The 19,972-nt window shown below is 66.9% G+C and carries 18 protein-coding genes; 10 read left to right on the forward strand and 8 right to left on the reverse strand.

What is annotated here, in order from left to right:
- The first annotated feature begins 247 nt into the window (after positions 1 to 247).
- Positions 248 to 2,743 carry a DUF3772 domain-containing protein gene (locus tag ACSQ3D_RS02900; protein ID WP_436126171.1) on the forward strand — a complete coding sequence of 832 codons (2,496 nt, stop codon included), beginning with the start codon at positions 248 to 250 and terminating at the stop codon, positions 2,741 to 2,743.
- Between the two features lie 340 nt (positions 2,744 to 3,083).
- On the opposite strand, the gene ACSQ3D_RS02905 is transcribed toward ACSQ3D_RS02900, so the two are convergent.
- On the reverse strand, positions 3,084 to 4,052 hold the full coding sequence (locus ACSQ3D_RS02905) for a Bug family tripartite tricarboxylate transporter substrate binding protein (protein WP_056161293.1): 969 nt from the start codon (positions 4,050 to 4,052) through the stop codon (positions 3,084 to 3,086).
- A gap of 158 nt (positions 4,053 to 4,210) precedes the next feature.
- Between ACSQ3D_RS02905 and ACSQ3D_RS02910 the strand changes: the two genes are divergently transcribed.
- Positions 4,211 to 4,849, forward strand: a complete 639-nt coding sequence (locus ACSQ3D_RS02910) for a LysE family translocator (protein ID WP_436125879.1) — start codon at positions 4,211 to 4,213, stop codon at positions 4,847 to 4,849.
- Between the two features lie 22 nt (positions 4,850 to 4,871).
- On the opposite strand, the gene ACSQ3D_RS02915 is transcribed toward ACSQ3D_RS02910, so the two are convergent.
- Complete coding sequence (locus ACSQ3D_RS02915) at positions 4,872 to 5,147, reverse strand: hypothetical protein (RefSeq protein ID WP_436125880.1); 276 nt, start codon at positions 5,145 to 5,147, stop codon at positions 4,872 to 4,874.
- Between the two features lie 72 nt (positions 5,148 to 5,219).
- Between ACSQ3D_RS02915 and hemA the strand changes: the two genes are divergently transcribed.
- The 7 genes from hemA to ACSQ3D_RS02950 all read left to right on the forward strand — a co-directional run bounded on the left by hemA (position 5,220) and on the right by ACSQ3D_RS02950 (position 13,021).
- Positions 5,220 to 6,545 (forward strand): glutamyl-tRNA reductase, encoded by a 1,326-nt coding sequence (gene hemA, locus ACSQ3D_RS02920; protein WP_056415512.1) that lies wholly within the window; start codon positions 5,220 to 5,222, stop codon positions 6,543 to 6,545.
- 117 nt (positions 6,546 to 6,662) lie between these two features.
- A complete protein-coding gene (gene prfA, locus ACSQ3D_RS02925) occupies positions 6,663 to 7,748 on the forward strand; it encodes a peptide chain release factor 1 (RefSeq protein WP_396503539.1) in 1,086 nt (361 codons plus the stop codon).
- Positions 7,749 to 7,933: 185 nt separating this feature from the next.
- A complete protein-coding gene (gene prmC / locus ACSQ3D_RS02930) occupies positions 7,934 to 8,761 on the forward strand; it encodes a peptide chain release factor N(5)-glutamine methyltransferase (protein WP_436125881.1) in 828 nt (275 codons plus the stop codon).
- Between the two features lie 310 nt (positions 8,762 to 9,071).
- A complete protein-coding gene (locus tag ACSQ3D_RS02935; RefSeq protein WP_436125882.1) occupies positions 9,072 to 9,782 on the forward strand; it encodes a DUF3053 family protein in 711 nt (236 codons plus the stop codon).
- 74 nt (positions 9,783 to 9,856) lie between these two features.
- Positions 9,857 to 10,180: a Grx4 family monothiol glutaredoxin gene (grxD, locus tag ACSQ3D_RS02940; RefSeq protein WP_056415501.1), complete on the forward strand. Its 324-nt coding sequence runs from the start codon at positions 9,857 to 9,859 to the stop codon at positions 10,178 to 10,180.
- A gap of 273 nt (positions 10,181 to 10,453) precedes the next feature.
- Positions 10,454 to 11,461, forward strand: a complete 1,008-nt coding sequence (locus tag ACSQ3D_RS02945; RefSeq protein ID WP_056415496.1) for an AAA family ATPase — start codon at positions 10,454 to 10,456, stop codon at positions 11,459 to 11,461.
- Between the two features lie 183 nt (positions 11,462 to 11,644).
- Positions 11,645 to 13,021: a hemolysin family protein gene (locus tag ACSQ3D_RS02950; RefSeq protein WP_436125883.1), complete on the forward strand. Its 1,377-nt coding sequence runs from the start codon at positions 11,645 to 11,647 to the stop codon at positions 13,019 to 13,021.
- 198 nt (positions 13,022 to 13,219) lie between these two features.
- Here the strand turns inward: ACSQ3D_RS02950 and ACSQ3D_RS02955 are convergent, their stop codons facing one another.
- Complete coding sequence (locus ACSQ3D_RS02955; RefSeq protein ID WP_436125884.1) at positions 13,220 to 13,876, reverse strand: lytic transglycosylase domain-containing protein; 657 nt, start codon at positions 13,874 to 13,876, stop codon at positions 13,220 to 13,222.
- A gap of 92 nt (positions 13,877 to 13,968) precedes the next feature.
- Positions 13,969 to 15,714 carry a proline--tRNA ligase gene (locus ACSQ3D_RS02960; RefSeq protein WP_436125885.1) on the reverse strand — a complete coding sequence of 582 codons (1,746 nt, stop codon included), beginning with the start codon at positions 15,712 to 15,714 and terminating at the stop codon, positions 13,969 to 13,971.
- 91 nt (positions 15,715 to 15,805) lie between these two features.
- Between ACSQ3D_RS02960 and ACSQ3D_RS02965 the strand changes: the two genes are divergently transcribed.
- Positions 15,806 to 16,483 carry an RNA pyrophosphohydrolase gene (locus ACSQ3D_RS02965; protein WP_056161269.1) on the forward strand — a complete coding sequence of 226 codons (678 nt, stop codon included), beginning with the start codon at positions 15,806 to 15,808 and terminating at the stop codon, positions 16,481 to 16,483.
- A gap of 227 nt (positions 16,484 to 16,710) precedes the next feature.
- Here ACSQ3D_RS02965 and proB read toward each other — a convergent pair whose 3' ends face one another.
- The 4 genes from proB to rplU form a co-directional block, all read right to left on the reverse strand.
- Positions 16,711 to 17,862: a glutamate 5-kinase gene (gene proB / locus ACSQ3D_RS02970; RefSeq protein WP_436125886.1), complete on the reverse strand. Its 1,152-nt coding sequence runs from the start codon at positions 17,860 to 17,862 to the stop codon at positions 16,711 to 16,713.
- Positions 17,863 to 17,975: 113 nt separating this feature from the next.
- The gene (gene cgtA, locus ACSQ3D_RS02975) at positions 17,976 to 19,046 is read right to left on the reverse strand and encodes an Obg family GTPase CgtA (RefSeq protein WP_396503533.1); all 1,071 of its coding nucleotides are present in this window, start codon (positions 19,044 to 19,046) and stop codon (positions 17,976 to 17,978) included.
- Between the two features lie 185 nt (positions 19,047 to 19,231).
- Positions 19,232 to 19,492 carry a 50S ribosomal protein L27 gene (rpmA, locus tag ACSQ3D_RS02980; RefSeq protein WP_056415482.1) on the reverse strand — a complete coding sequence of 87 codons (261 nt, stop codon included), beginning with the start codon at positions 19,490 to 19,492 and terminating at the stop codon, positions 19,232 to 19,234.
- Positions 19,493 to 19,508: 16 nt separating this feature from the next.
- On the reverse strand, positions 19,509 to 19,820 hold the full coding sequence (rplU, locus tag ACSQ3D_RS02985) for a 50S ribosomal protein L21 (protein ID WP_056162434.1): 312 nt from the start codon (positions 19,818 to 19,820) through the stop codon (positions 19,509 to 19,511).
- Positions 19,821 to 19,972 lie beyond the last annotated feature (152 nt).

The raw sequence follows: 19,972 nt of genomic DNA on the forward strand, positions 1-19,972 counted from the left end.
TGGCGGCGGCCTACAGTTTGTTAACCCCGCTGCACCGCCTGCCGCCGACAATCGGCGGATGCCACTGCTTTTCCTGCGCCGTGCCGCTGCGGCCACCCTTCGCCCGCGCGCTGCCGCTGCCACCACCCCACAACCCACCGCGACGATGACGACGACGGCCGCCGAGCCGACGCGGCCGCACGGCGCGTCACCCGCCCACCACCGCCGGGCCGCTGTCTGGCGCTGGTGCCTCCCCCGCCTGATCGCCATGCTGTGCCTGGCGGGCGCGATGGGCACTGCCACCACCACCGCCAACGCGCAGGGACAGACCAAAGCCGCCCCCGCGGCCGCCACCACCGCCAGCAAACCGGCCGCTGCAGAGGTACCGCTGCCCACGGTGGACGAACTGCGCCGGCAGCTCGACGCCATACCGCAAAAGCTGGGCGAAGAGGACGACGGGCGCAAGCTGCTGTCCGACGTCAACGCCATCGGCAAGGCGGCAGAGCAACTGACCACCCGCCGCACCGAAGAGCTGGCCGACATCGACTCGCGCCTGTCGGGCCTGGGCCCCGCGCCCGAGAAAGGCGCCACGCCCGACGCCCCGGACGTGGCCGAGCAACGCGCCAGCCTGGGCAAGCAGCGCGCGGTGGTGGACGGTGATCTCAAGCTCGCGCGCCTCATCAGCGTGGATGCCGAGCAGCGCGGCACCGAGCTGCTGCGCCAGCGGCGCGAGCAGTTCCAGGCCGCCCTGACCACGCGCACCGATTCACCGCTGGGCAGCACCTTCTGGCGCGCGCTGCGCAACGCCGCGCCCGGCGACCTGGCCCGGCTGCAGCTGCTGGGCAACGACCTGCGCGACGCGACCGCCGTGGCCCTGGCCCCGGACCACCGCTCGGTCTTCTGGCTGAGCCTCATCGGCGCCGTGCTGCTGGCCGTGGCCGGCACCTGGCTGGCCGAGCGCGTGCTGGTGCGCCTGGCGCCCGCGCGGCTGCCGGCGGGGCGGCTGCGCCGCTCGCTGCTGGCATCGACCTCGGTGCTGGTCTATGTGCTCATCATCGGCATGGCGGCGCAGCTGGCCTGGACGGGGCTGGAGGTGGACGGCAACTTCAACGACCGCCTGCGGGCGCTGGCACAGGCCACCGTGCGGCAGGCGGTGTTCGCGGCCTTCATCGTCGGGCTGGGGCACGCGCTGCTGGCGCGCAAGCGCAGCTCTTGGCGCCTGCCGGGCCTGTCGGACGAGCTGGCGCGGCGGCTGAGCCCCTACCCCTGGTCGGTGGCCATCGTGGCATCGGCCAGCGGCGTGGTGAACGAGGTCAACGGCATCGTGGGCGCCAGCCTGGCGGCCGAGGTCTCCGTGCACGCGGCCACGGCGCTGCTGCTCTCGGCCATCGTGGCCCTGGCACTGCGCCACCTGCGCGCCAGCCCCGGCGGGCCTGTGGCGGCCGATGCAGCGCAGCAGGACGGCGGCCCCGCGGCAGACGGCGCCCAGAGCGCAACCCCTGCCGATGCACCCCCGCGCCCGATCTGGGTCGGCCTGCTGGTGGCGGCGGCGGGCGTGGCCACGCTGGCCACGGTGCTGCTGGTGGTGTTCGGCTACGTCGCGCTGGCCGGCACGCTCACGCGGCAGATGCTGTGGACGGGCGTGGTGTTCGCCACCACCTACCTCCTGTTCCAGCTGGCGGACGACGTGTGCGAGGCCGTGCTGTCGTCCAAGGGCGGCTTCGGCGAGCGGCTGCACAAGGGCCTGGGGCTCGATGCCAAGCTGCTCGACCAGGCCTCCGTGCTGGTGTCGGGCGTGCTGCGCGTGGCGCTGTTCTTCTACATGGTGATCGCGCTGATGGCGCCGTTCGGCACCGGGCTGGACGAGGTCTTTCGCCGGGGCAGCACCGTGGACCACAGCCTCAAGGTGGGCGACATCACGCTGGCGCCGCAGGCGCTGCTGACCGCGCTGGCCGTGGTGGTGGCGGGGCTCGTGATGATCCGCGTGCTCAAGCGGTGGCTGAGCGACCGCTACTTTCCCAACACCTCGCTCGAGCCGGGCATGCGCAGCTCCATCGTCACGCTGCTGGGCTACGTGGGCGGCGTGCTGGTGATCGCTGTGGCGCTGGCGGGCCTGGGCATCAGCGTGGAGCGCATCGCGTGGGTGGCCAGCGCGCTGTCGGTGGGCATCGGCTTCGGCCTGCAGGCCATCGTGCAGAACTTCATCTCAGGCCTGATCCTGCTGGCCGAGCGGCCGGTGAAGGTGGGCGACTGGGTGGTGCTGGGCGAGACCGAAGGCGACGTGCGCCGCGTGAACGTGCGCGCCACCGAGATCCAGCTGGGCGACCGCTCCACCGTCATCGTGCCCAACTCGGAGTTCATCACCAAGACCGTGCGCAACATGACGCTGGCCGGCGCGCCGGGCCGGGTGCTGCTGCGCCTGCCCGCCCCGCTGGACACGGACGCCGCGCGCATGCGCGACCTGATCCTCAAAGCCTTTGAAGAGCACGAGGGCGTGCTGGACAACCCCGAGCCCATCGTGCAGCTCGAAGGCATCCTGAACGGCACGCTGACCTTTCTGGCCATCGGCTATGTGAGCAACCCGCGCAACGCGGGCGGCGTGCGCAGCGATCTGCTGTTCACCATCCTCGCCGCGCTGCGCGACGCAGGGCTGGCGCTGTCGCCACCGGCCACGACGGCGGTGGCGCCGTATGCGCCGGTGGCGGCACAGGGCCCGTTGTCGACGGTCAGCGTGCCGCAGCCGCAGCAGGGTGCGCCGGGGTAGTTGCTACATTATTCATAGCTATTTGCGCTTGCTGGATGCGCGGTAGACGGCTTTTTTCATCAACATCACACGCTGGCGGGGCTGGGTTTGCTGAGGCCTGGCGCTGCGCTTCGACAGGCTCAGCGTGAACGGGTGGTGGGTGATGGGATGGTTGAGAGGTTGGGTTGGGTGGTAGCCGCGCACAGCCTCCAGACCTGACTGCCAATACGCCAGCCCACCAACCTTCTCACCCACCGTTCGGGCTGAGCTTGTCGAAGCCTTGCGCGGCGCTTCGACAGGCTCAGCGTGGACGGATGGGGATGGGGATGCGCATGCGGACGCACGACCCCACGGCCTCTGCCTAATCCAGCTTCGCCCCGGACTTCTTCACCGCATCCGCCCAGCGCGGCATTTCACTCGCCAGGAACTTCGCAAAGTCCTCCGAGCCCAGAAATGCCGGGTCGGCGCCCTGGCTCACCATGCGGTTCTTCACGTCCGGCGACTGCATCACCTGGCCGAACGCGTCGCTGAGCTTGGCCACCACGTCCTTGGGCGTACCGGCCGGGGCGAGAAAGCCGTAGAAGCCCACCACCTCGAAGCCCTTGATGCCGCTTTCGATCACGGTGGGCACCTCGGGCAGCGCGGGGTTGCGCTCGCGGCTGGTCACGGCCAGGGCGCGCACCTTGCCCTGCTTGTGGTACGAGGCGGCCTGCGGAATGCTCTCGGCCATGAACTGCACCTGGCCGCCGATCAGGTCTGTGAACGCCGGTGCGCTGCCGCGGTAGGGGATGTGCACCATGAACAGCCCCGTGGCGGTCTTGAACATCTCTGGCACCAGGTGGCTGATGCCGCCATTGCCCGCCGAGCCGAAGTTGACCTGCCCCGGGCGCGACTTGGCGTACGCCATGAACTCCTGCAGGTTCTTGGCGGGCACGTTGGTGTTGACCAGCAGCGCCAGCGGCTGCATGGCGGTGCGCGCGATGGGCGTGAAGTCCTTGAGCGTGGCGTATGGCAGGCGGCTGTACAGCGCCGGGTTGATCACCATCACGCCGGTGTTGGCCAGCATGAGCGTGTGGCCGTCGGGCGGGGCCTTCATCACGTCCTGCGCGCCCACCGTGCCGCCCGCGCCAGCCTTGTAGTCGACCAGCACCGGCTGGCCCAGCACGGCCTGCAGCTTGTCGGTGAGCAACCGCGCGTGCTGGTCGAGCGGCCCCCCGGCCGGAAAGCCCACCACGATGCGGATCGGCTTGGACGGGAAGCCCTGGGCCAGGGCGGCTGCGGACGACAAAAAGGCCAGGGCGGCGACAGCCAGGCAGGTGCGCAGGCGCATGCGAAGATCTCCTTATTGGGATTGCTGAACAGAAAGCTTGCAGCTTAGGCTGGCTTTCAGGGGCTGGCACGGGGTGTTACCCGCAAGCGACCCGTTGCAAGGGCTGCCCGCTCGTCGCCAAAAACCGCTCTGTCCGCAGCCACTGAAACACCCTCACCATGACCTTCGCCCACTGGCTCCTGTTTTGCGGCGTCTCGCTGCTGATGTGCTTTACGCCCGGCCCGGCCGTGCTGCTGGCGGTATCGAACTCGGTCGACGTCGGGCCACGGCGGACGGTGTTCAGCTCACTGGGCAGCGTGATCGGGATCTTCGCCGTGTCGGGGCTGGCGATGATCGGCATGGGGACCATTCTCAGCCTGTCGGCGGATGCGTTCCTGGTCATGAAAGTGGTCGGTGCGATGTACCTGATCTGGCTGGGCATCAAGCGCTGGCGCAGCAAGGACCCGCTGATCGGCAACGATGCGGGCCTGGCGCCTGTGGAGCGGCGAGAGCGCAAGAACTGGCAACTGCTGGCACAAGGCCTGGGCGTGTCGCTGACCAACCCCAAGGCCATCCTGTTCTTTTCGGCCCTGTTTCCGCAGTTCATCGTGCCCGGCGAGCCGCTGTGGATGCAGTACCTGCTGTTGACCACGACTTTCGCCATCTGGGCGCTGGTGTCGCACGCGTTCTACGTGGCGCTGATCGCGCTGGTGAAGGGCCACGTCGTGGCGCACGCCAAGCTGTTCAACCGCTTCGTGGGCGCAACCTTCATCGCACTGGGCCTGGGACTGCTGCAAACACGGCACAGGCTGGGCTGACCGAGCCCCCAAGCGAGCGCCCTTAGCGCCAGCCGCGCAGCAGCACCCACTGCGTGGTCGCGCAACCCACCACCAGCGCGGCATAGGTCAGCATTTTTCCGTCGCGGCCCCACACCAGCAGGCCGCCGCCCAGCACCAGGAGGCCGACCCCGAAAACAACAGCGAACTGGCGCCATCCGGCCATGGCCGCCGTCCCCTTGGCACCGAACAGGCGGCCGCACAGCACCAGCAGCAGGGCCACGGCAGCGGCCGGGGCCATGAAGTTGAGCGTGTGGTTGAAGATGTCGAGGGGACCCATGGAATTGACCCAAATCAAGGCTTTGGCAAGCAAGGCTGCTTACACCAGCCAACAATTTTATAATTGGCGGCTATGGCAGTCTGGGCCCTCGGGATCAACCACACCACCGCGCCCCTCGACCTGCGCGGCAGGTTCGCGTTCGCGCTCGATCAGATCGAACCCACGCTGCAGGGCCTGCGCCAGTCCCTGGGCGGCACGAGCCGCCATCCGGGGGTGGAGACCGCCATCATCTCCACCTGCAACCGCACCGAAATTTATTGCGCCGCCCCCACCTCCACGCCCGGCCCGGCGCTGGACCACACGCTGGGCTGGCTGGCGCAAAGCGGCGGCGTGAGCCCCGCACTGCTGCGATCGCACTCCTACACGCTGGAAGACAGCCTGGTCGCGCGCCACGCCTTCCGCGTGGCCAGCGGGCTCGACTCGATGGTGCTGGGCGAGGCGCAGATCCTGGGCCAGATGAAGGACGCCGTGCGCGCCGCCGAAACCGCCGGCGCGTTGGGCACCACGCTCAACCAGCTGTTCCAGCGCAGCTTTGCCGTCGCGAAGGAGGTGCGCACCAGCACCGAGATCGGCGCGCACAGCATCAGCATGGCGGCCGCGTCGGTGCGGCTGGCCAGCCAGCTGTTCGAAGACCTCTCCAAGATCCGCGTGCTGTTCGTGGGCGCGGGCGAGATGATCGAGCTGTGCGCCACGCACTTCGCGGCCAAGAACCCCAAGCAGATCGCCATTGCCAATCGCACTCTGGAGCGCGGCGAGAAGCTCGCCACCCGCTTCGGCGGCGAGGTGATGCGCCTGGCCGACCTGCCCGAGCGCCTGCACGAGTTCGACGCCGTCATCAGCTGCACCGCCAGCAGCCTGCCCATCATCGGCCTGGGCGCCGTGGAGCGCGCCCTCAAGAAGCGCCGCCACCGCCCCATGTTCATGGTCGACCTGGCCGTGCCGCGCGACATCGAGCCCGAGGTCAAGGCCCTGGGCGACGTGTACCTGTACACCGTGGACGACCTGGCCAGCGTGGTGCAGACGGCGCAGGCCAACCGCCAGGCCGCCGTGGCGCAGGCCGAAGCGATCATCGACGCGGGCGTGCAGAGCTTCATGCACTGGATGGAGCTGCGCAGCCCCGTGGGCGAGGCCGGTGGCGTGGTGCCGCTGATCCAGCAGCTCAACGCCCAGACCGACGAATGGCGCGCGCTGGAGATCGCACGCGCCAAGAAGCTGCTGGCCAAGGGCGAGGACGTGGACGCCGTGCTGGAGGCGCTGTCGCGCGGCCTCACGCAAAAGATGCTGCACGGCACCCTGGCCGAGCTGCGGGCGGGTGACGCCGAGGTGCGCGCCCAGACGGCCCAGACCGTCTCGCGCCTGTTCCTGCGCTCGCAAGCCAAGCCGCCCCACGGGTTGTAGCGGCGCTCGCCCGCTGCACAGCCCGCCCCGATTGCAAGCCCAATCGGCCCTCAGTGCTTGATAGACAAGCGCCAGCAGCTACAAAATCAGTAGCAAACCCATTTTTACCTTCCTCGCATGAAACCCTTTCTCCGAAGCCAGCTGGAGCGCTACGCGCAGCGCCTGGGCGAACTCGACTTCCTGCTCTCGCGCGAGGACATCATGAGCGACATGGCGCAGTACCGCACCATCTCGCGCGAGCATGCCGAAGTCACGCAGATTGCCGGCCGCTACGCCCGCTACCAGCAGCGCGAGGCCGACCTGGCCGGCGCACGCGAGATGCTGGCCGACCCCGACATGGCCGAGATGGCGCAGGAAGAAATCACCGGCGCCGAAGCCGAGCTGCTGCAGCTCGCAGACGAACTGCAGCGCCTGCTGTTGCCCAAGGACCCTGACGATGCGCGCAACGCCTTCGTCGAAATCCGCGCGGGCACGGGCGGCGACGAGTCGGCCCTGTTCGCGGGCGACCTCACGCGCATGTACACCCGCTACGCCGCCAACGTGGGCTGGAAGGTGGAGGTGGTGAGCGAGAACGCGGCCGAGCTGGGCGGCTACAAGGAGATCGTGCTGCGCATCGAGGGGGACCACGTATACGGCGCGCTCAAGTTCGAATCCGGCGGCCACCGCGTGCAGCGCGTGCCCGCCACCGAAACGCAGGGCCGCATCCACACCAGCGCCTGCACCGTGGCCGTGATGCCCGAGCCGGACGAGCACGAGGCCATCAAGCTCAACCCGGCCGACCTGCGCATCGACACCTTCCGCGCATCGGGCGCGGGCGGCCAGCACATCAACAAGACGGATTCGGCCGTGCGCGTTGTGCACTTGCCCACCGGCATCGTGGCCGAGTGCCAGGACGGCCGCAGCCAGCACGCCAACAAGGCCAAGGCGCTGCAGGTGCTGCAGGCGCGGATTCAAGAAAAGGACCGCAGCGAGCGCGCCGCCAAGGAGGCCGCGCTGCGCAAGGGCCTGATCGGCAGCGGCGACCGCAGCGACCGCATCCGCACGTACAACTTTCCGCAGGGGCGGCTGACGGACCACCGCATCAACCTCACGCTGTACAAGCTGCTGTACGTGATGGAAGGCGACCTGGCCGACGTGCTGCAAGCCCTGGCCCATGCGCGCGAAGCCGAGCAACTGGAAGAGCTGGAGCTGAGTGCTGTCTGATCGACACGCATCCAGACACTCTGCCTGGATGGGATTCCACGCTCTGCATCCTTCTTCATCCATCCGTTCCGCTGAGCTTGTCCAAGCGCGGCGCGAGGCTTCGACAGGCTCAGCCCGAACGGCCAGTTTGCGTTGAAAAGTCCAGCCCGAATAGCTTTCCGTCGCCAGCATCGATCAACACCATCGTGAACAAACCCACCCTGGCCCAGGCCCTGGCCCAAGCCCACACCCTGGGCCTGGCCCGCATCGACGCCCAACTGCTGCTGCTGCACGCGCTGGGCCGCCCCGATGCCGGCCGCGCCTGGCTGCTGGCGCACGACACCGATGGGCTCGATGACGCCGTGCAGGCGCAATTCATCGCCCTGTGCCAGCGCCGCGTGGCGGGCGAGCCAGTGGCCTACCTGACGGGCCGCAAGGAGTTCTACGGCCTGGCGCTGCAGGTGGACGCCCGGGTGCTGGACCCGCGCCCCGACACCGAAACGCTGGTGGACTGGGCCCTGGAGCTGATCGCCCCCCTGCCCGCCCCGCGTCTGGCGGACCTGGGCACCGGCAGCGGCGCCATCGCCCTGGCCCTGCAAAGCCAGCGCCCCACCGCCCAGGTGCTGGCGGTGGACGCCAGCAGCGACGCCCTGGCCGTGGCGCAGGCCAACGCCACCCGGCTGGGCCTGCCCGTGCACTTCCGGCAGGGCAACTGGATGGCCGGCCTGGACAGCGTGGTGTTCGACGCCATCGTCTCCAACCCGCCCTACATCGCAGCAGAGGACCCGCACCTGGCTGCCCTGACCCACGAGCCTTTGCAGGCCCTGGCCAGCGGCGCGGACGGGCTGGAGGACATCCGCACCATCGTCGCCCAGGCGCCAGCGCATCTGGTGGCAGGGGGGTGGCTGCTGCTGGAGCATGGGTATGACCAGGCCGAGGCGGTGCGCGCGCTGCTGACTGACCAAGGCTTTGGCCAAGTGCAAAGCCGCAACGACCTCGCGGGGATTGCCCGCTGCACGGGCGGTTGCCGCTGAGCGTGCAGCGCGACGTCGGAACGGTGCGACGCCCGCTGCGCTTACATACGGTCATCAGTTGGCAACAACTGTTACCGGGATCGCGGCGGATTGGGCAACGGCGCACAGAATAATCGCGTGCCGTTGCGCAGCGCCTGACTCCTGGGAGGGAGAGCAGGCCGCAGGCCAAGGCCTTCGCTGACCGCCGCCCCATACGCCTGCGGATGGCGTTGCTCGATCTCGAAAATATCTGAAACCACTCACCCTATCGGCCACTGGTGCTGCGGCCTGAACGCGTCTGCACCGGATCACCGCCTAGCCATTGCCCGCCATGTCACACACCGTCTTTTCTCGCCGTCAAACCCTCACACGCCTGGGGGCCCTGGCCCTGGGCAGTGGCCTGCTGCTGACCGGCTGCAGTGCCGAGCCGAAAGAGCGCAAGGCATTCATTGCCTTCCTGCAAACCGAAGTGCTGGGAAAATCGCGCCGCTCCATGCCACTGCTCAACGACAAGCTGCGCAAGGAACTGGGTGGCTACGCGGCGCACTACGAGATCATCACCAACTTCAATCAGGCGACGAACGACAAGGTCATGCTGAAAAGCATGCGCGAACTCCAGTTTGTTCGCACGCTGTCAGGGTACCGCGACAAGCGCGAGTCGGTAAAGCAGGCCCTGGTGGAAATTCCCCTGGCCCAGGCGAATCTCGAGGCCGAATTGAAAAAGGCAAACGAAGCGAAAGCCGCCCTGAAGCAGCCGGAAGATCTCAAAAAAGTCTACGACCCAGTGTACGACCGGCTGGTGAGCGCTCAGGCACGCATCACCCTGGAGATGCTGCCACCCATGCAACGCATGATGAACATCGTCCTGGATCTGCTCGCGCTGGTGGAAAACAACCCCCAGCAACTGTCCATCTCCGGCATGCAGATCGAGGCGAAGAGTCAGGCCATGCTGGACAAAGTCAACGCCCTGTCCAAAAAGGCCGAGGCAGAGACGGCCACCATCGAGCGACTGGAAAAAGAACTCAAACAGCTATTCGGCTGACCCCACGGCCCTGACGGACACAGAGAAAAGAGATAATCTGTAGCCTTCCGCGCCTGACCTATCTTGGACATCCCATGAGCGACACCCAACAACGCATCGACGCCCTCGTCAAATCCAGCGACATCCTGCTCTTCATGAAGGGCAACGCCAGCTTCCCCATGTGCGGCTTCTCCGGTCGGGCCATCCAGATCCTCAAAGCCAGCGGCGTGGACACCAAGAGCCTCGTCACGGTGAACGTGCTGGAAGACGAGGAAATCCGCCAGGGCATCAAGGAATACAGCAACTGGCCCACCATCCCGCAGCTGTACGTCAAGGGCGAGTTCATCGGCGGCTCGGACATCATGATGGAGATGTACGAGTCGGGCGAACTCAAGCAGGTGCTGGGCACCGAGGGCTGACGCCCCGGCGAAGCCACCGCGCCGCACCGGGCACCCGGGCCGTAATGGCCGCAATGGCCGCAATGGTCCCCAATCGCATGCCTTCACGCATGCCGGCACAGGCCGCCTTCGGGCGGCCTTTTGCTTTGTGCCCATCAGCTTCGGGTCAGACCGGTTTTGCGCGGCTACAACAGCGCTGGTAACAAGCGCACCGATCAGGGGCTTATCCGGTGCTCCGGCGGGCATGTTGTGTGCTTGAATGATTGCGTGACCCACATCACGAAGGAGCATGCAATGACCAGCCATAGCCTTGTTCCCCAGCCACCCGCCCTGCGCTTGCCGGTGGCCCAGATGCGCAATGTGTTCCACCCCGGCGACGTCGAGCGCAAGCTTGCACGGCTGCAGGAGTCCGGTAACCAGCGCGAATACGAAACCCTGCGCACCGTGTACGAACGCATGCTGGAGCGCGGGCCGGAGCGCTTTCAGGTCAAGCCGTCGGGCGTGCCCGACATGGCCAGCCTGTACGAGCAGTTGCCCAACTTCACCGAAGTGCTGGACGACGTGCGGCGCCACGTTGCGCTGGCGCAGGACAGCAGCGACGGCCTGGAGGTCACGCCCATGCTGCTGCTGGGCCCGCCCGGCATCGGCAAGACGCACTTTGCGCGGCACCTGGCCGCGCTGCTGGGCACGGGCATGAACCTGCTGCCGATGAGCTCCATGACCGCAGGCTGGCTGCTGTCGGGCTCGTCCGCGCAGTGGAAGGGCGCCCGCCCCGGCAAGGTGTTCGAGGCCCTGGTGGAGGGCGAGTACGCCAACCCCGTCATCGTGGTGGACGAGATCGACAAGGCCGCGACGGACGCGCAATACGACCCGCTGGGCGCGCTGTACAGCCTGCTGGAGCACGACACGGCCCAGAGCTTCACCGACGAGTTCGCCGAGGTGGCCATCGACGCCAGCCAGGTGATCTGGATCACCACCGCCAACGACACGCGCGGCATCCCGGACCCCATCCTGAACCGCATGAACGTGTTCGAGGTGGAGGCCCCCACGCTGGAGCAGGCGCGCGCCATCGCGCACACGCTGTACACCGGCATCCGCAGCGGCCACGACTGGGGCCGGCTGCTGGACCCCGAACCGCAGGCCGACGTGCTGGACCACCTGGCCCAGATGCCGCCGCGGGAGATGCGGCGCGCGCTGATGACCGGCTTTGGCAACGCCCGGCTGGACCGCCGCTCCACGGTGGAGGTCGCCGACATGCCCCGGGCCGCCGCCGCACGCAACCGCATCGGGTTCATGCAGTAGCGGGCGGGGGCGGTGAAGGCGCTGTGAGCGCGCGGCAGGGTCGCGCGGCTGCAGGCACGTGCGTGAGGGTCTGCATGGACCGGAGCGCGCGCCGTGTGTGCGCGAATCCGGGTTTTCGGCTGCAGGGCGCGCAGATACACTCGGATGGCCGCAGCGCCGCGCCGTGCGCCACCCTTGCCTCCCATGACCCTGTCCCAAAGCCTCTTCGTGATCGGGCTGCTGATTGCAGCCAGCGCCTTCTTTTCCATGGCCGAAATTTCGCTGGCGGCCGCACGCCGGCTGCGCCTGCGGCAGATGGCGGACGAGGGCGACTCGCGGGCGGACCGCGTGCTGCGCATGCAGGAGCAGCCGGGCGACTACTTCACGGTGGTGCAGGTGGGGCAGAACGCGGTGGCCATCCTGGGCGGTATCGTCGGCGAAGGGGCGCTGAGCCCCCACTTCACCGCACTGTTCGAGCTGTGGCTGTCGGACAAGACGGCCCAGACCACGGGCTTTCTCGCGTCGTTCGCGATCATCACCTCACTGTTCATCCTGTTTGCCGACCTGTTCCCCAAGCGCCTGGGCATGGCCGAGCCCGAGCGCATGGTGGTGCGCCTGGCGCAGCCCATGGCGTGGTGCATGACGCTGCTGCGCCCGGTGGTGTGGCTCTACAGCCGCAGCGCGGATGCGCTGTTTCGGGTGCTGGGCCTGTCGTCGCTGCGGGACGACCGCATCACCTCCGACGACATCCTGGCCATGATGGAAGCCGGCGCCCGCGCGGGGGTGCTGGCGGCGCGCGAGCAGCAGGTCATCACCAACGTGTTCGAGCTCGATACCCGCATGGTCTCGAGCGCCATGTCGCCGCGCGACCGCATCGCGTTCTTTCTGCGCGACGAACCCGACTCCGTCATCCGCCTGCGCATTGCGGCCGAGCCGTTTTCGACCTACCCGGTGTGCGAGGGCGACATCGACCATGTGGTGGGCTATGTGGACGCGAAAGACCTGTTCCAGCGCGTGCTGAACAACCAGCCCATCTCGCTGGCGGACGACAGCCTGGTGCGCAAGGTACTCATCGTGCCCGACCGGCTCACGCTGTCCGAGGTGCTGGAGCAGTTCCGCCAGGTGCACGAGGATTTCGCGCTGATCGTGAATGAGTACAGCCTGGTGGTGGGCGTGGTCACCCTCAACGACGTGATGAGCACGGTGATGGGCGACCTGGTGGTGGGCCCGGCGGACGAGGAGCAGATCGTGCGCCGCGATGAGAACTCGTGGCTCATCGACGGCGTGACGCCGGTGCAGGACGTGCTGCACGCCCTGTCGCTCGACGAGCTGCCCCATGCCGACGAATACGAGACGCTGGCCGGCTTCTTGATGGTGATGCTGCGCCGCGTGCCGCGCCGTACCGACAGCGTGAGCTGGGGCGGCTACAAGTTCGAGGTGCTGGACGTGGACAGCTACCGCATCGACCAGGTGATGGTGTCGCGCCTCGGCGTGCCGCAGGCCGATGCCGGCTTGGCGGCGCCGGTGGCCACGCCGGCCTTGGCAAAGTCCGAGGGCGGATCGACGGCGGTGGTGAGGTAGTTCTCGCCTGCCCTGCGCAGTCCTGCCGTGGCGAGGTCCGATGGGATACAAAATCGGCCACTGCCGCTTGATAGATGAGCGCCAGCAGCTATGAATAATATAGCAAACAGGTGGTGGCGCGTCTGCCGCCCATGCCCACCGTCAACGCCCCTTCCGTCCGACAAGCCGACCCCACGGTCGGCCACCGTCCATATCGGTTCAACCCGCAGGCAGCTGCGGCTTTTCGCCGAACAGCCAGTTGCGCTGCGCGCCGAACACCGCGTCCGGGTACGGCGAGCGTCCGCGGCTGCCGTTGTAGCGCCCCAGCGCCATGAACAGGTCGCCGCGCTCGCGGTCGATGTAGTGGCGCAGGATCACGCAGCCAAAGCGCAGGTTGGTCTGCATGTGGAACAGCTTGCCGGCATCGCCGTCGCCGATCACGCGCGTCCAGAACGGCATCACCTGCATGTAGCCGCGTGCGCCCACGCTGGACACGGCGAACTTGCGAAACGCGCTCTCGACCTGCACCAGGCCGAGGACCAGCGACACATCCAGGCCCGCGCGCTTGGACTCGTACCAGACGGTCTGCAGGAAGTCGCGGCGGATTTCCCACTCGGGCTTGCGGCGGCGCAGCCGGTCGCTCATGGTGCCGAGCCAGCGCAGGTAGTGGATGCGCGCCTCGGTGGAGAAGAACTCGGGCTCGGGGGGCGCCTGGTTGGCGATGGCGGAGCTGAGCGCCGTTCGCACCGAGTCCATGAGCGGCTCTTCCAGCTGTCCGCCCGCATGCGCCACCTGCGGCGCCGCCAGCCAGCCCGCAGGCGCCGCCAGGGACGAGGCCGCCAGCAGCCAGCCACGGCGCGAAACACCTTGCGGCATGTTTTGAGAAACGTCCTGGGACACGCCTCGCGACAACAGCCCTTCTGCAGGCGTGCGCAGGCCGTCATCAGCACCTACAACCCAGCGCGGGCTCATGGCGCCATGCGGCCCTTCACGTGGGCCAGTATGTCTGCCACAGCCACCTTGGTGGCCGCCGTGTCGCGGCGGTGCTGGTACTCGACCACGCCTTCCTTGAGGCTCTTGTCCCCGATGGTCACGCGGTGCGGCACACCGATCAGCTCCCAGTCGGCGAACATGGCGCCGGGGCGCTCGCCGCGGTCGTCCAGGATCACGTCCACACCGGCGGCCAGCAGGTCGGCATAGAGCTGCTCGGCAGCGGCCTTGACCGGCTCGCTGCGGTCCATGCCCACGGGGCAGATGACCAGGGTGAACGGCGCAATCGCGTCGGGCCAGATGATGCCGCGCTCGTCGTGGTTCTGCTCGATGGCCGCCGCGGGCAGGCGCGTGACGCCGATGCCGTAGCAGCCCATCTCGAAGAATGCAGGCTTGCCGTCGTCGCCCAGGAACGTGGCGTTCATGCCCTTGCTGTACTTGGTGCCCAGGTAGAACACGTGGCCCACCTCGATGCCGCGCTCGATGGCCAGCTCGCCCTTGCCGTCGGGCGACAGGTCACCTGCCACAACGTTGCGGATGTCGGCGATGGCGTCGGGCTCGGGCAGGTCGCGGCCCCAGTTGACGCCGGTGATGTGGAAGTCCACTTCGTTGGCGCCGCAGATCCAGTCGGCCATGACGGCGACTTCCCGGTCTGCCACGATCTTCAGGGGCTTCTTCAGGCCGATGGGGCCCAGGTAGCCGGGCTTGCAGCCGAAGTGCTCTTCGATCTCGGTGAGGGTGGCAAAGCGGAAGTTCGCATCGAGCCCCGGCACCTTGGAGACCTTGATCTCGTTCATGTCGTGGTCGCCGCGCAGCAGCAGCAGCCAGACCTGGCTCCGGGCGATCTCGCCGGCCTCGTTGGTTTCGTCGGTGGCCAGCACCAACGACTTCACCGTGGTCTTGAGCGGCACACCCAGCAGCTCCGCCACGTCGGCGCAGGTGGCCTTGCCGGGCGTGGGCGTCTTCTCCATCGCCTTGGCAGGTGCAGCGCGGGGGCCGGCAGGCGCCAGCGCCTCGGCCTTCTCCATGTTGGCAGCGTAGTCGCTGGCGGGGCAGTAGACGATGGCGTCTTCGCCGGTGGCAGCGATCACCTGGAACTCTTCGGACAGGTCGCCCCCGATGGCGCCGCTGTCGGCCGCCACGGCGCGGTAGGTCAGCCCGAAGCGGTCGAAGATCTGGCGGTAGGCCTTGGCCATGACCTGATAACTGGCCTTGGCGGCCGTCTGGTCCTTGTCGAAGCTGTAGGCGTCCTTCATGATGAATTCACGCCCGCGCATCAGGCCGAAGCGCGGGCGGCGCTCGTCGCGGAACTTGGTCTGGATCTGGTAGAAATTCTTGGGCAGCTGCTTGTAGCTCTTGAGCTCCTGGCGAGCGATGTCAGTGACCACTTCTTCGCTGGTGGGCTGCACGACGAAGTCCCGGCCATGGCGGTCCTGGATGCGCAGCAGCTCGGGGCCCATCTTCTCGAACCGGCCCGTCTCCTGCCAGAACTCGGCGGGCTGCACCACGGGCATGGTCAGCTCCACAGCGCCCGCGCGGTTCATCTCTTCGCGCACGATCGCCTCGACCTTGCGGATCACCCGAAGGCCCATCGGCATGTAGTTGTAGATACCCGCGCCGAGCTTCTTGATCATGCCCGCCCGCGTCATGAGCTTGTGGCTGACCACTTCGGCATCCGCCGGAGCTTCCTTCAAGGTGGAAATAAAGAACTGGGAGGCTTTCATCGGGATCGATTTCGGGCAGAAGGGAGCAGCCCACTTGCCGCACGCTAGGCGCCGTGCATAATGGACACAGTTTAAAAATTGGGGTTTGATTATGCTTGACCGGGACGGCTTTCGGCCGAACGTCGGCATCATCCTGCTCAACCAGAAGAACCAGGTGTTCTGGGGCAAGCGCATACGCACCCACAGCTGGCAGTTCCCGCAGGGCGGCATTGACCGGGGCGAAACCCCCGAGCAGGCCATGTTTCGAGAACTGCATGAAGAGGTGGGATTATTGCCCAATCACGTGCGCGTGGTGGCCCGCACCCGGGACTGGTTGCGCTACGAGGTGCCTGACCGGTACATACGCCGCGATGCGCGCGGACACTACAAAGGGCAGAAACAAATCTGGTACCTGCTGCAACTGATGGGCCACGACTGGGACTTGAACCTGCGTGCGACCAACCACCCGGAGTTCGACGCCTGGCGCTGGAACGACTATTGGGTGCCACTGGATGTGGTGGTCGAGTTCAAACGCGGCGTCTACGAAATGGCGCTGACGGAACTGGCCCGCTACCTGCCGCGCCACGAACAGCGCAACCGCTACCTGCGCAGCGGCATGCGCACCCGCGAGGGCGAGCATGCGGGGGCGATGTTCCGCACCGGTTCGATGCTGCTGAACCCGGGCATGGAACTGCCGCCTGGGGCCAGTTTCGATCCGGACCCGCAAAACAGCATGCCGGCGGAGTTGGATGCGCTGCCGCCAGGTCCGGTGACGACGGCACCGCGTTGAAAGGGTGATTGCTGCGCGACTGGGGTGCTGTCGGTGCACCGATCCGCGGAAACAAAAAAAATGCCTGCATGTCCATCCATGCAGGCATTTTTTACTGGAGGGTTCGCAACACCTCGGACCGCAGGATCTCTGGACCTCAGTGCCAGCCCCCATGCGAAGTCCTACACGGTTGACAACCACCGGGGCCCTCTGTCCGATCGGGGCCACCGCGCCACTGAAAGTCAAAATCAGCGAGCGGGCTGCGTGGCCGCCAGCACCAGGTTGTCCCGGTGCACCATTTCCGCTTCGGCCACATAGCCCAGCAGCTTTTCGAACTCGCTCGACGGCTTGCGGCACAGCAGGCGCGCTTCGGCGGCCGCGTAGTTGGCCAGGCCCCGGGCGATCTCCACGCCAGACGCGTCGCGCACGGCAATGACATCGCCGCGCGAGAAGTGGCCTTCCACCGACACCATGCCGATGGGCAGCAGGCTCTTGCCCTCGTCGCGCACCTTGGTAGCCGCACCGGCGTCCACCACCACGGCGCCGCGCATCTGCAAGTGGTCGGCCATCCATTGCTTGCGGGCCTGCTTCTTTTGCGTCTGGGCCACCAGCAGCGTGCCCAGGGCCTCGCCACTGACCAGGCGCACCAGCACGTCGGGCTCGCGGCCCCAGGCGATGACGGTGGAGGCCCCCGAGCCCGCCGCGCGCTTGGCCGCGAGGATCTTGGTGATCATGCCGCCCCGGCCGATGCTGGAGCCCGCGCCGCCGGCCATGGCCTCCAGCGCCAGGTCCCCCGCCTTGGCCTCGTGCACGAACTGCGCCGCAGGGTCGCGGCGCGGGTCGGCGGTGTACAGGCCCTTCTGGTCGGTGAGGATGATCAGGGCGTCGGCCTCGACCAGGTTGGCCACCAGCGCACCCAGGGTGTCGTTGTCGCCGAACTTGATCTCGTCGTTGACGACCGTGTCGTTCTCGTTGATGACGGGCACCACACCCAGGCGCAGCAGCGTCAGCAGGGTGGACCGGGCGTTCAGGTACCGCTCCCTGTCGGCCAGGTCGGCGTGGGTGAGCAGCACCTGTGCGCTGCCCATGCCCTGCTCGCGCAGCTTGGTCTCGTACATCTGCGCCAGGCCCATCTGCCCGACGGCGGCGGCCGCCTGCAGCTCGTGCACCTCGTGCGGCCGCGTGGTCCAGCCCAGGCGCTTCATGCCCTCGGCAATGGCGCCGCTGGAGACCATGATGACCTCGCGCGGCGCGCCGCCATCGCCCCGCACCAGGGCCGCAAGCTGCCGGCTCCATTCGCCAATCGCCGCCTCGTCCAGGCCACGGCCTTCGTTGGTCACAAGGCTGGAGCCGACCTTGACCACGATACGGCGGGCATCACGCAATACGCTGGAGACCATTTTTCATTGTGTTTTTGGCCTCTACCGCCTGTCCTGCAAGCGGCAGAAGCTATGAAATAGATAGCAACCCAAAAGCTGACGCTCGAATGCGCGTTCCCGCGCTTTCTTGAGATTTACTGCGGGGCGTCGCCCGCAAAGCGTGGATCGACTTCCACCGGCTCGTTCTCGATGCGCTGCTCGGACTGCACGTGACGGAAGATCGCATGGATCAGCGGCTCGCAACCCTCGCGCGTCAGGGCCGAAATCTCGAAGACCGGCCCCTTCCACTTGAAGCGCTTGACGAAGTCCTTCACCCGGGCTTCGCGCTCTTCCGCAGGCACCATGTCCAGCTTGTTCAGCACCAGCCAGCGCGGCTTGTTGTAGAGCTTTTGGTCGTACTTCTTGAGCTCGTTCACGATCGCCTTGGCCTGCGCCACCGGGTCGACCGCATCGTCGAAAGGCGCCAGGTCCACGATGTGCAGCAGCAGGCGGGTGCGCTGCAGATGGCGCAGGAACTGGTGCCCCAGGCCCGCACCTTCGGAGGCGCCTTCGATCAGGCCCGGAATGTCGGCGACCACGAAGCTTTGCTCCGGGCCCACGCGCACCACACCCAGGTTGGGGTGCAGCGTGGTGAAGGGGTAGTCGGCGATCTTGGGCCGCGCATTGGAGACCGCCGTGATGAACGTCGACTTGCCGGCGTTGGGCATACCCAACAAACCCACATCGGCGAGCACCTTCAATTCGAGCTTGAGGTTCTTCTTTTCGCCGGGCCAGCCAGGCGTCTTTTGCCGCGGCGCGCGGTTGATGGCGCTCTTGAAGCGCAGGTTGCCAAAGCCGCCGTCGCCGCCCTTGGCTATCGTGATCACGTCGCCCGGATTGAGCAGCTCGTACAGCACCTCACCCGTTTCGGCATCGGTGATGATGGTGCCGACCGGCATCTTCAAGGTGATGTCGGAGCCTGCGGCACCGAACATGTCGGAGCCCATGCCGTGCTCGCCGCGCTTGGCTTCGTGCCGGCGCGAGTAGCGGTAGTCCACCAGGGTGTTGAGGTTCGGGTCCGCCACGGCGAACACATGGCCCCCACGTCCGCCGTCGCCGCCGTTGGGGCCGCCGAATTCCTTGTATTTCTCGTGCCGGAAAGACACGCAGCCATTGCCGCCATCACCGGCAGCAATGTCAATAAAGGCTTCGTCGACGAACTTCATGGGATATCCAGTTTACAGAAGGAGGCGGCGCCGGCAGACCCCATCGGCCTGCCGTGTTTGCCTTGCGGCAAAGGCACCCCATTCAGGTGCGGCCTGCGGTAGCAGCCAGCGTCAGGCCGCTATCGTACAGACCAAATAACAAAGCCCCGACCAGGCGGGGCTTCGATGGTTGCCAGAGGAGAACCTCAGGCAGCAGCAGTCACATTGACCGTTTGCTTGGACATTGCGCCCTTGGTGCCGAACGACACGTGGCCGTCGACCAGAGCGAACAACGTGTGATCCTTGCCCACGCCGACATTGGTGCCGGGGTGGAAACGTGTGCCGCGTTGGCGCACGATGATGGAACCAGCGCTGATCAGTTCACCGCCATAGGCCTTGACACCCAGCATCTTTGGCTTGGAGTCACGCCCGTTTCGCGTAGAGCCGCCGCCTTTTTTCTGTGCCATGACTTAGCTCCTTGGATTAACCAGCGATCGCACCGATTTGCAGTTCCGTGAACTGCTGGCGATGGCCTTGGCGCTTCTGATAGTGCTTGCGACGGCGCATCTTGAAGATGCGAACCTTGTCGTGCTTGCCGTGGGCCACGACAGTGGCTACCACGGTTGCGCCGGACACCAGGGGTGTGCCAACCTTGAGTTCAGCGCCGTTGCCGACAGCCAGAACCTGGTCGATCACGATCTCCTGGCCTACGTCCGCAGCAATCTGTTCTACTTTAATTTTTTCGCCGGAAGCAACGCGATACTGCTTGCCGCCGGTTTTTATGACCGCGTACATGATGACCTCTTGATATGAGTTCTGCAGACGGATTTCCGCAGAGCCAGCGAGTATAGCGCACTGCACCAAAAAGCGCCAGCCCCTGCGCCTCGTTGGTATCCGGCACGCCGCACACCCCCCGGAGGCGCCCCGCGTCCTTCCTATAATCCGGG

Source organism: Acidovorax sp. LjRoot117, assembly GCF_964252695.1.
Taxonomy (GTDB): domain Bacteria; phylum Pseudomonadota; class Gammaproteobacteria; order Burkholderiales; family Burkholderiaceae_C; genus Acidovorax.

What these genes read in the sequence shown, in the direction of transcription:
- hemA (WP_056415512.1), top strand. Translation starts at nt 5,220, where the DNA reads ATGGCAGTCTGGGCCCTCGGGATCAACCACACCACCGCGCCCCTCGAC.
- ACSQ3D_RS02910 (WP_436125879.1), top strand. Translation starts at nt 4,211, where the DNA reads ATGACCTTCGCCCACTGGCTCCTGTTTTGCGGCGTCTCGCTGCTGATG.
- ACSQ3D_RS02960 (WP_436125885.1), bottom strand. Translation starts at nt 15,714, where the DNA reads ATGAAAGCCTCCCAGTTCTTTATTTCCACCTTGAAGGAAGCTCCGGCG.
- ACSQ3D_RS02915 (WP_436125880.1), bottom strand. Translation starts at nt 5,147, where the DNA reads ATGGGTCCCCTCGACATCTTCAACCACACGCTCAACTTCATGGCCCCG.
- prfA (WP_396503539.1), top strand. Translation starts at nt 6,663, where the DNA reads ATGAAACCCTTTCTCCGAAGCCAGCTGGAGCGCTACGCGCAGCGCCTG.
- rpmA (WP_056415482.1), bottom strand. Translation starts at nt 19,492, where the DNA reads ATGGCACAGAAAAAAGGCGGCGGCTCTACGCGAAACGGGCGTGACTCC.
- ACSQ3D_RS02965 (WP_056161269.1), top strand. Translation starts at nt 15,806, where the DNA reads ATGCTTGACCGGGACGGCTTTCGGCCGAACGTCGGCATCATCCTGCTC.
- grxD (WP_056415501.1), top strand. Translation starts at nt 9,857, where the DNA reads ATGAGCGACACCCAACAACGCATCGACGCCCTCGTCAAATCCAGCGAC.
- ACSQ3D_RS02900 (WP_436126171.1), top strand. Translation starts at nt 248, where the DNA reads ATGCTGTGCCTGGCGGGCGCGATGGGCACTGCCACCACCACCGCCAAC.
- rplU (WP_056162434.1), bottom strand. Translation starts at nt 19,820, where the DNA reads ATGTACGCGGTCATAAAAACCGGCGGCAAGCAGTATCGCGTTGCTTCC.
- cgtA (WP_396503533.1), bottom strand. Translation starts at nt 19,046, where the DNA reads ATGAAGTTCGTCGACGAAGCCTTTATTGACATTGCTGCCGGTGATGGC.
- ACSQ3D_RS02935 (WP_436125882.1), top strand. Translation starts at nt 9,072, where the DNA reads ATGTCACACACCGTCTTTTCTCGCCGTCAAACCCTCACACGCCTGGGG.
- ACSQ3D_RS02905 (WP_056161293.1), bottom strand. Translation starts at nt 4,052, where the DNA reads ATGCGCCTGCGCACCTGCCTGGCTGTCGCCGCCCTGGCCTTTTTGTCG.
- ACSQ3D_RS02955 (WP_436125884.1), bottom strand. Translation starts at nt 13,876, where the DNA reads ATGCCGCAAGGTGTTTCGCGCCGTGGCTGGCTGCTGGCGGCCTCGTCC.
- proB (WP_436125886.1), bottom strand. Translation starts at nt 17,862, where the DNA reads ATGGTCTCCAGCGTATTGCGTGATGCCCGCCGTATCGTGGTCAAGGTC.
- ACSQ3D_RS02950 (WP_436125883.1), top strand. Translation starts at nt 11,645, where the DNA reads ATGACCCTGTCCCAAAGCCTCTTCGTGATCGGGCTGCTGATTGCAGCC.
- ACSQ3D_RS02945 (WP_056415496.1), top strand. Translation starts at nt 10,454, where the DNA reads ATGACCAGCCATAGCCTTGTTCCCCAGCCACCCGCCCTGCGCTTGCCG.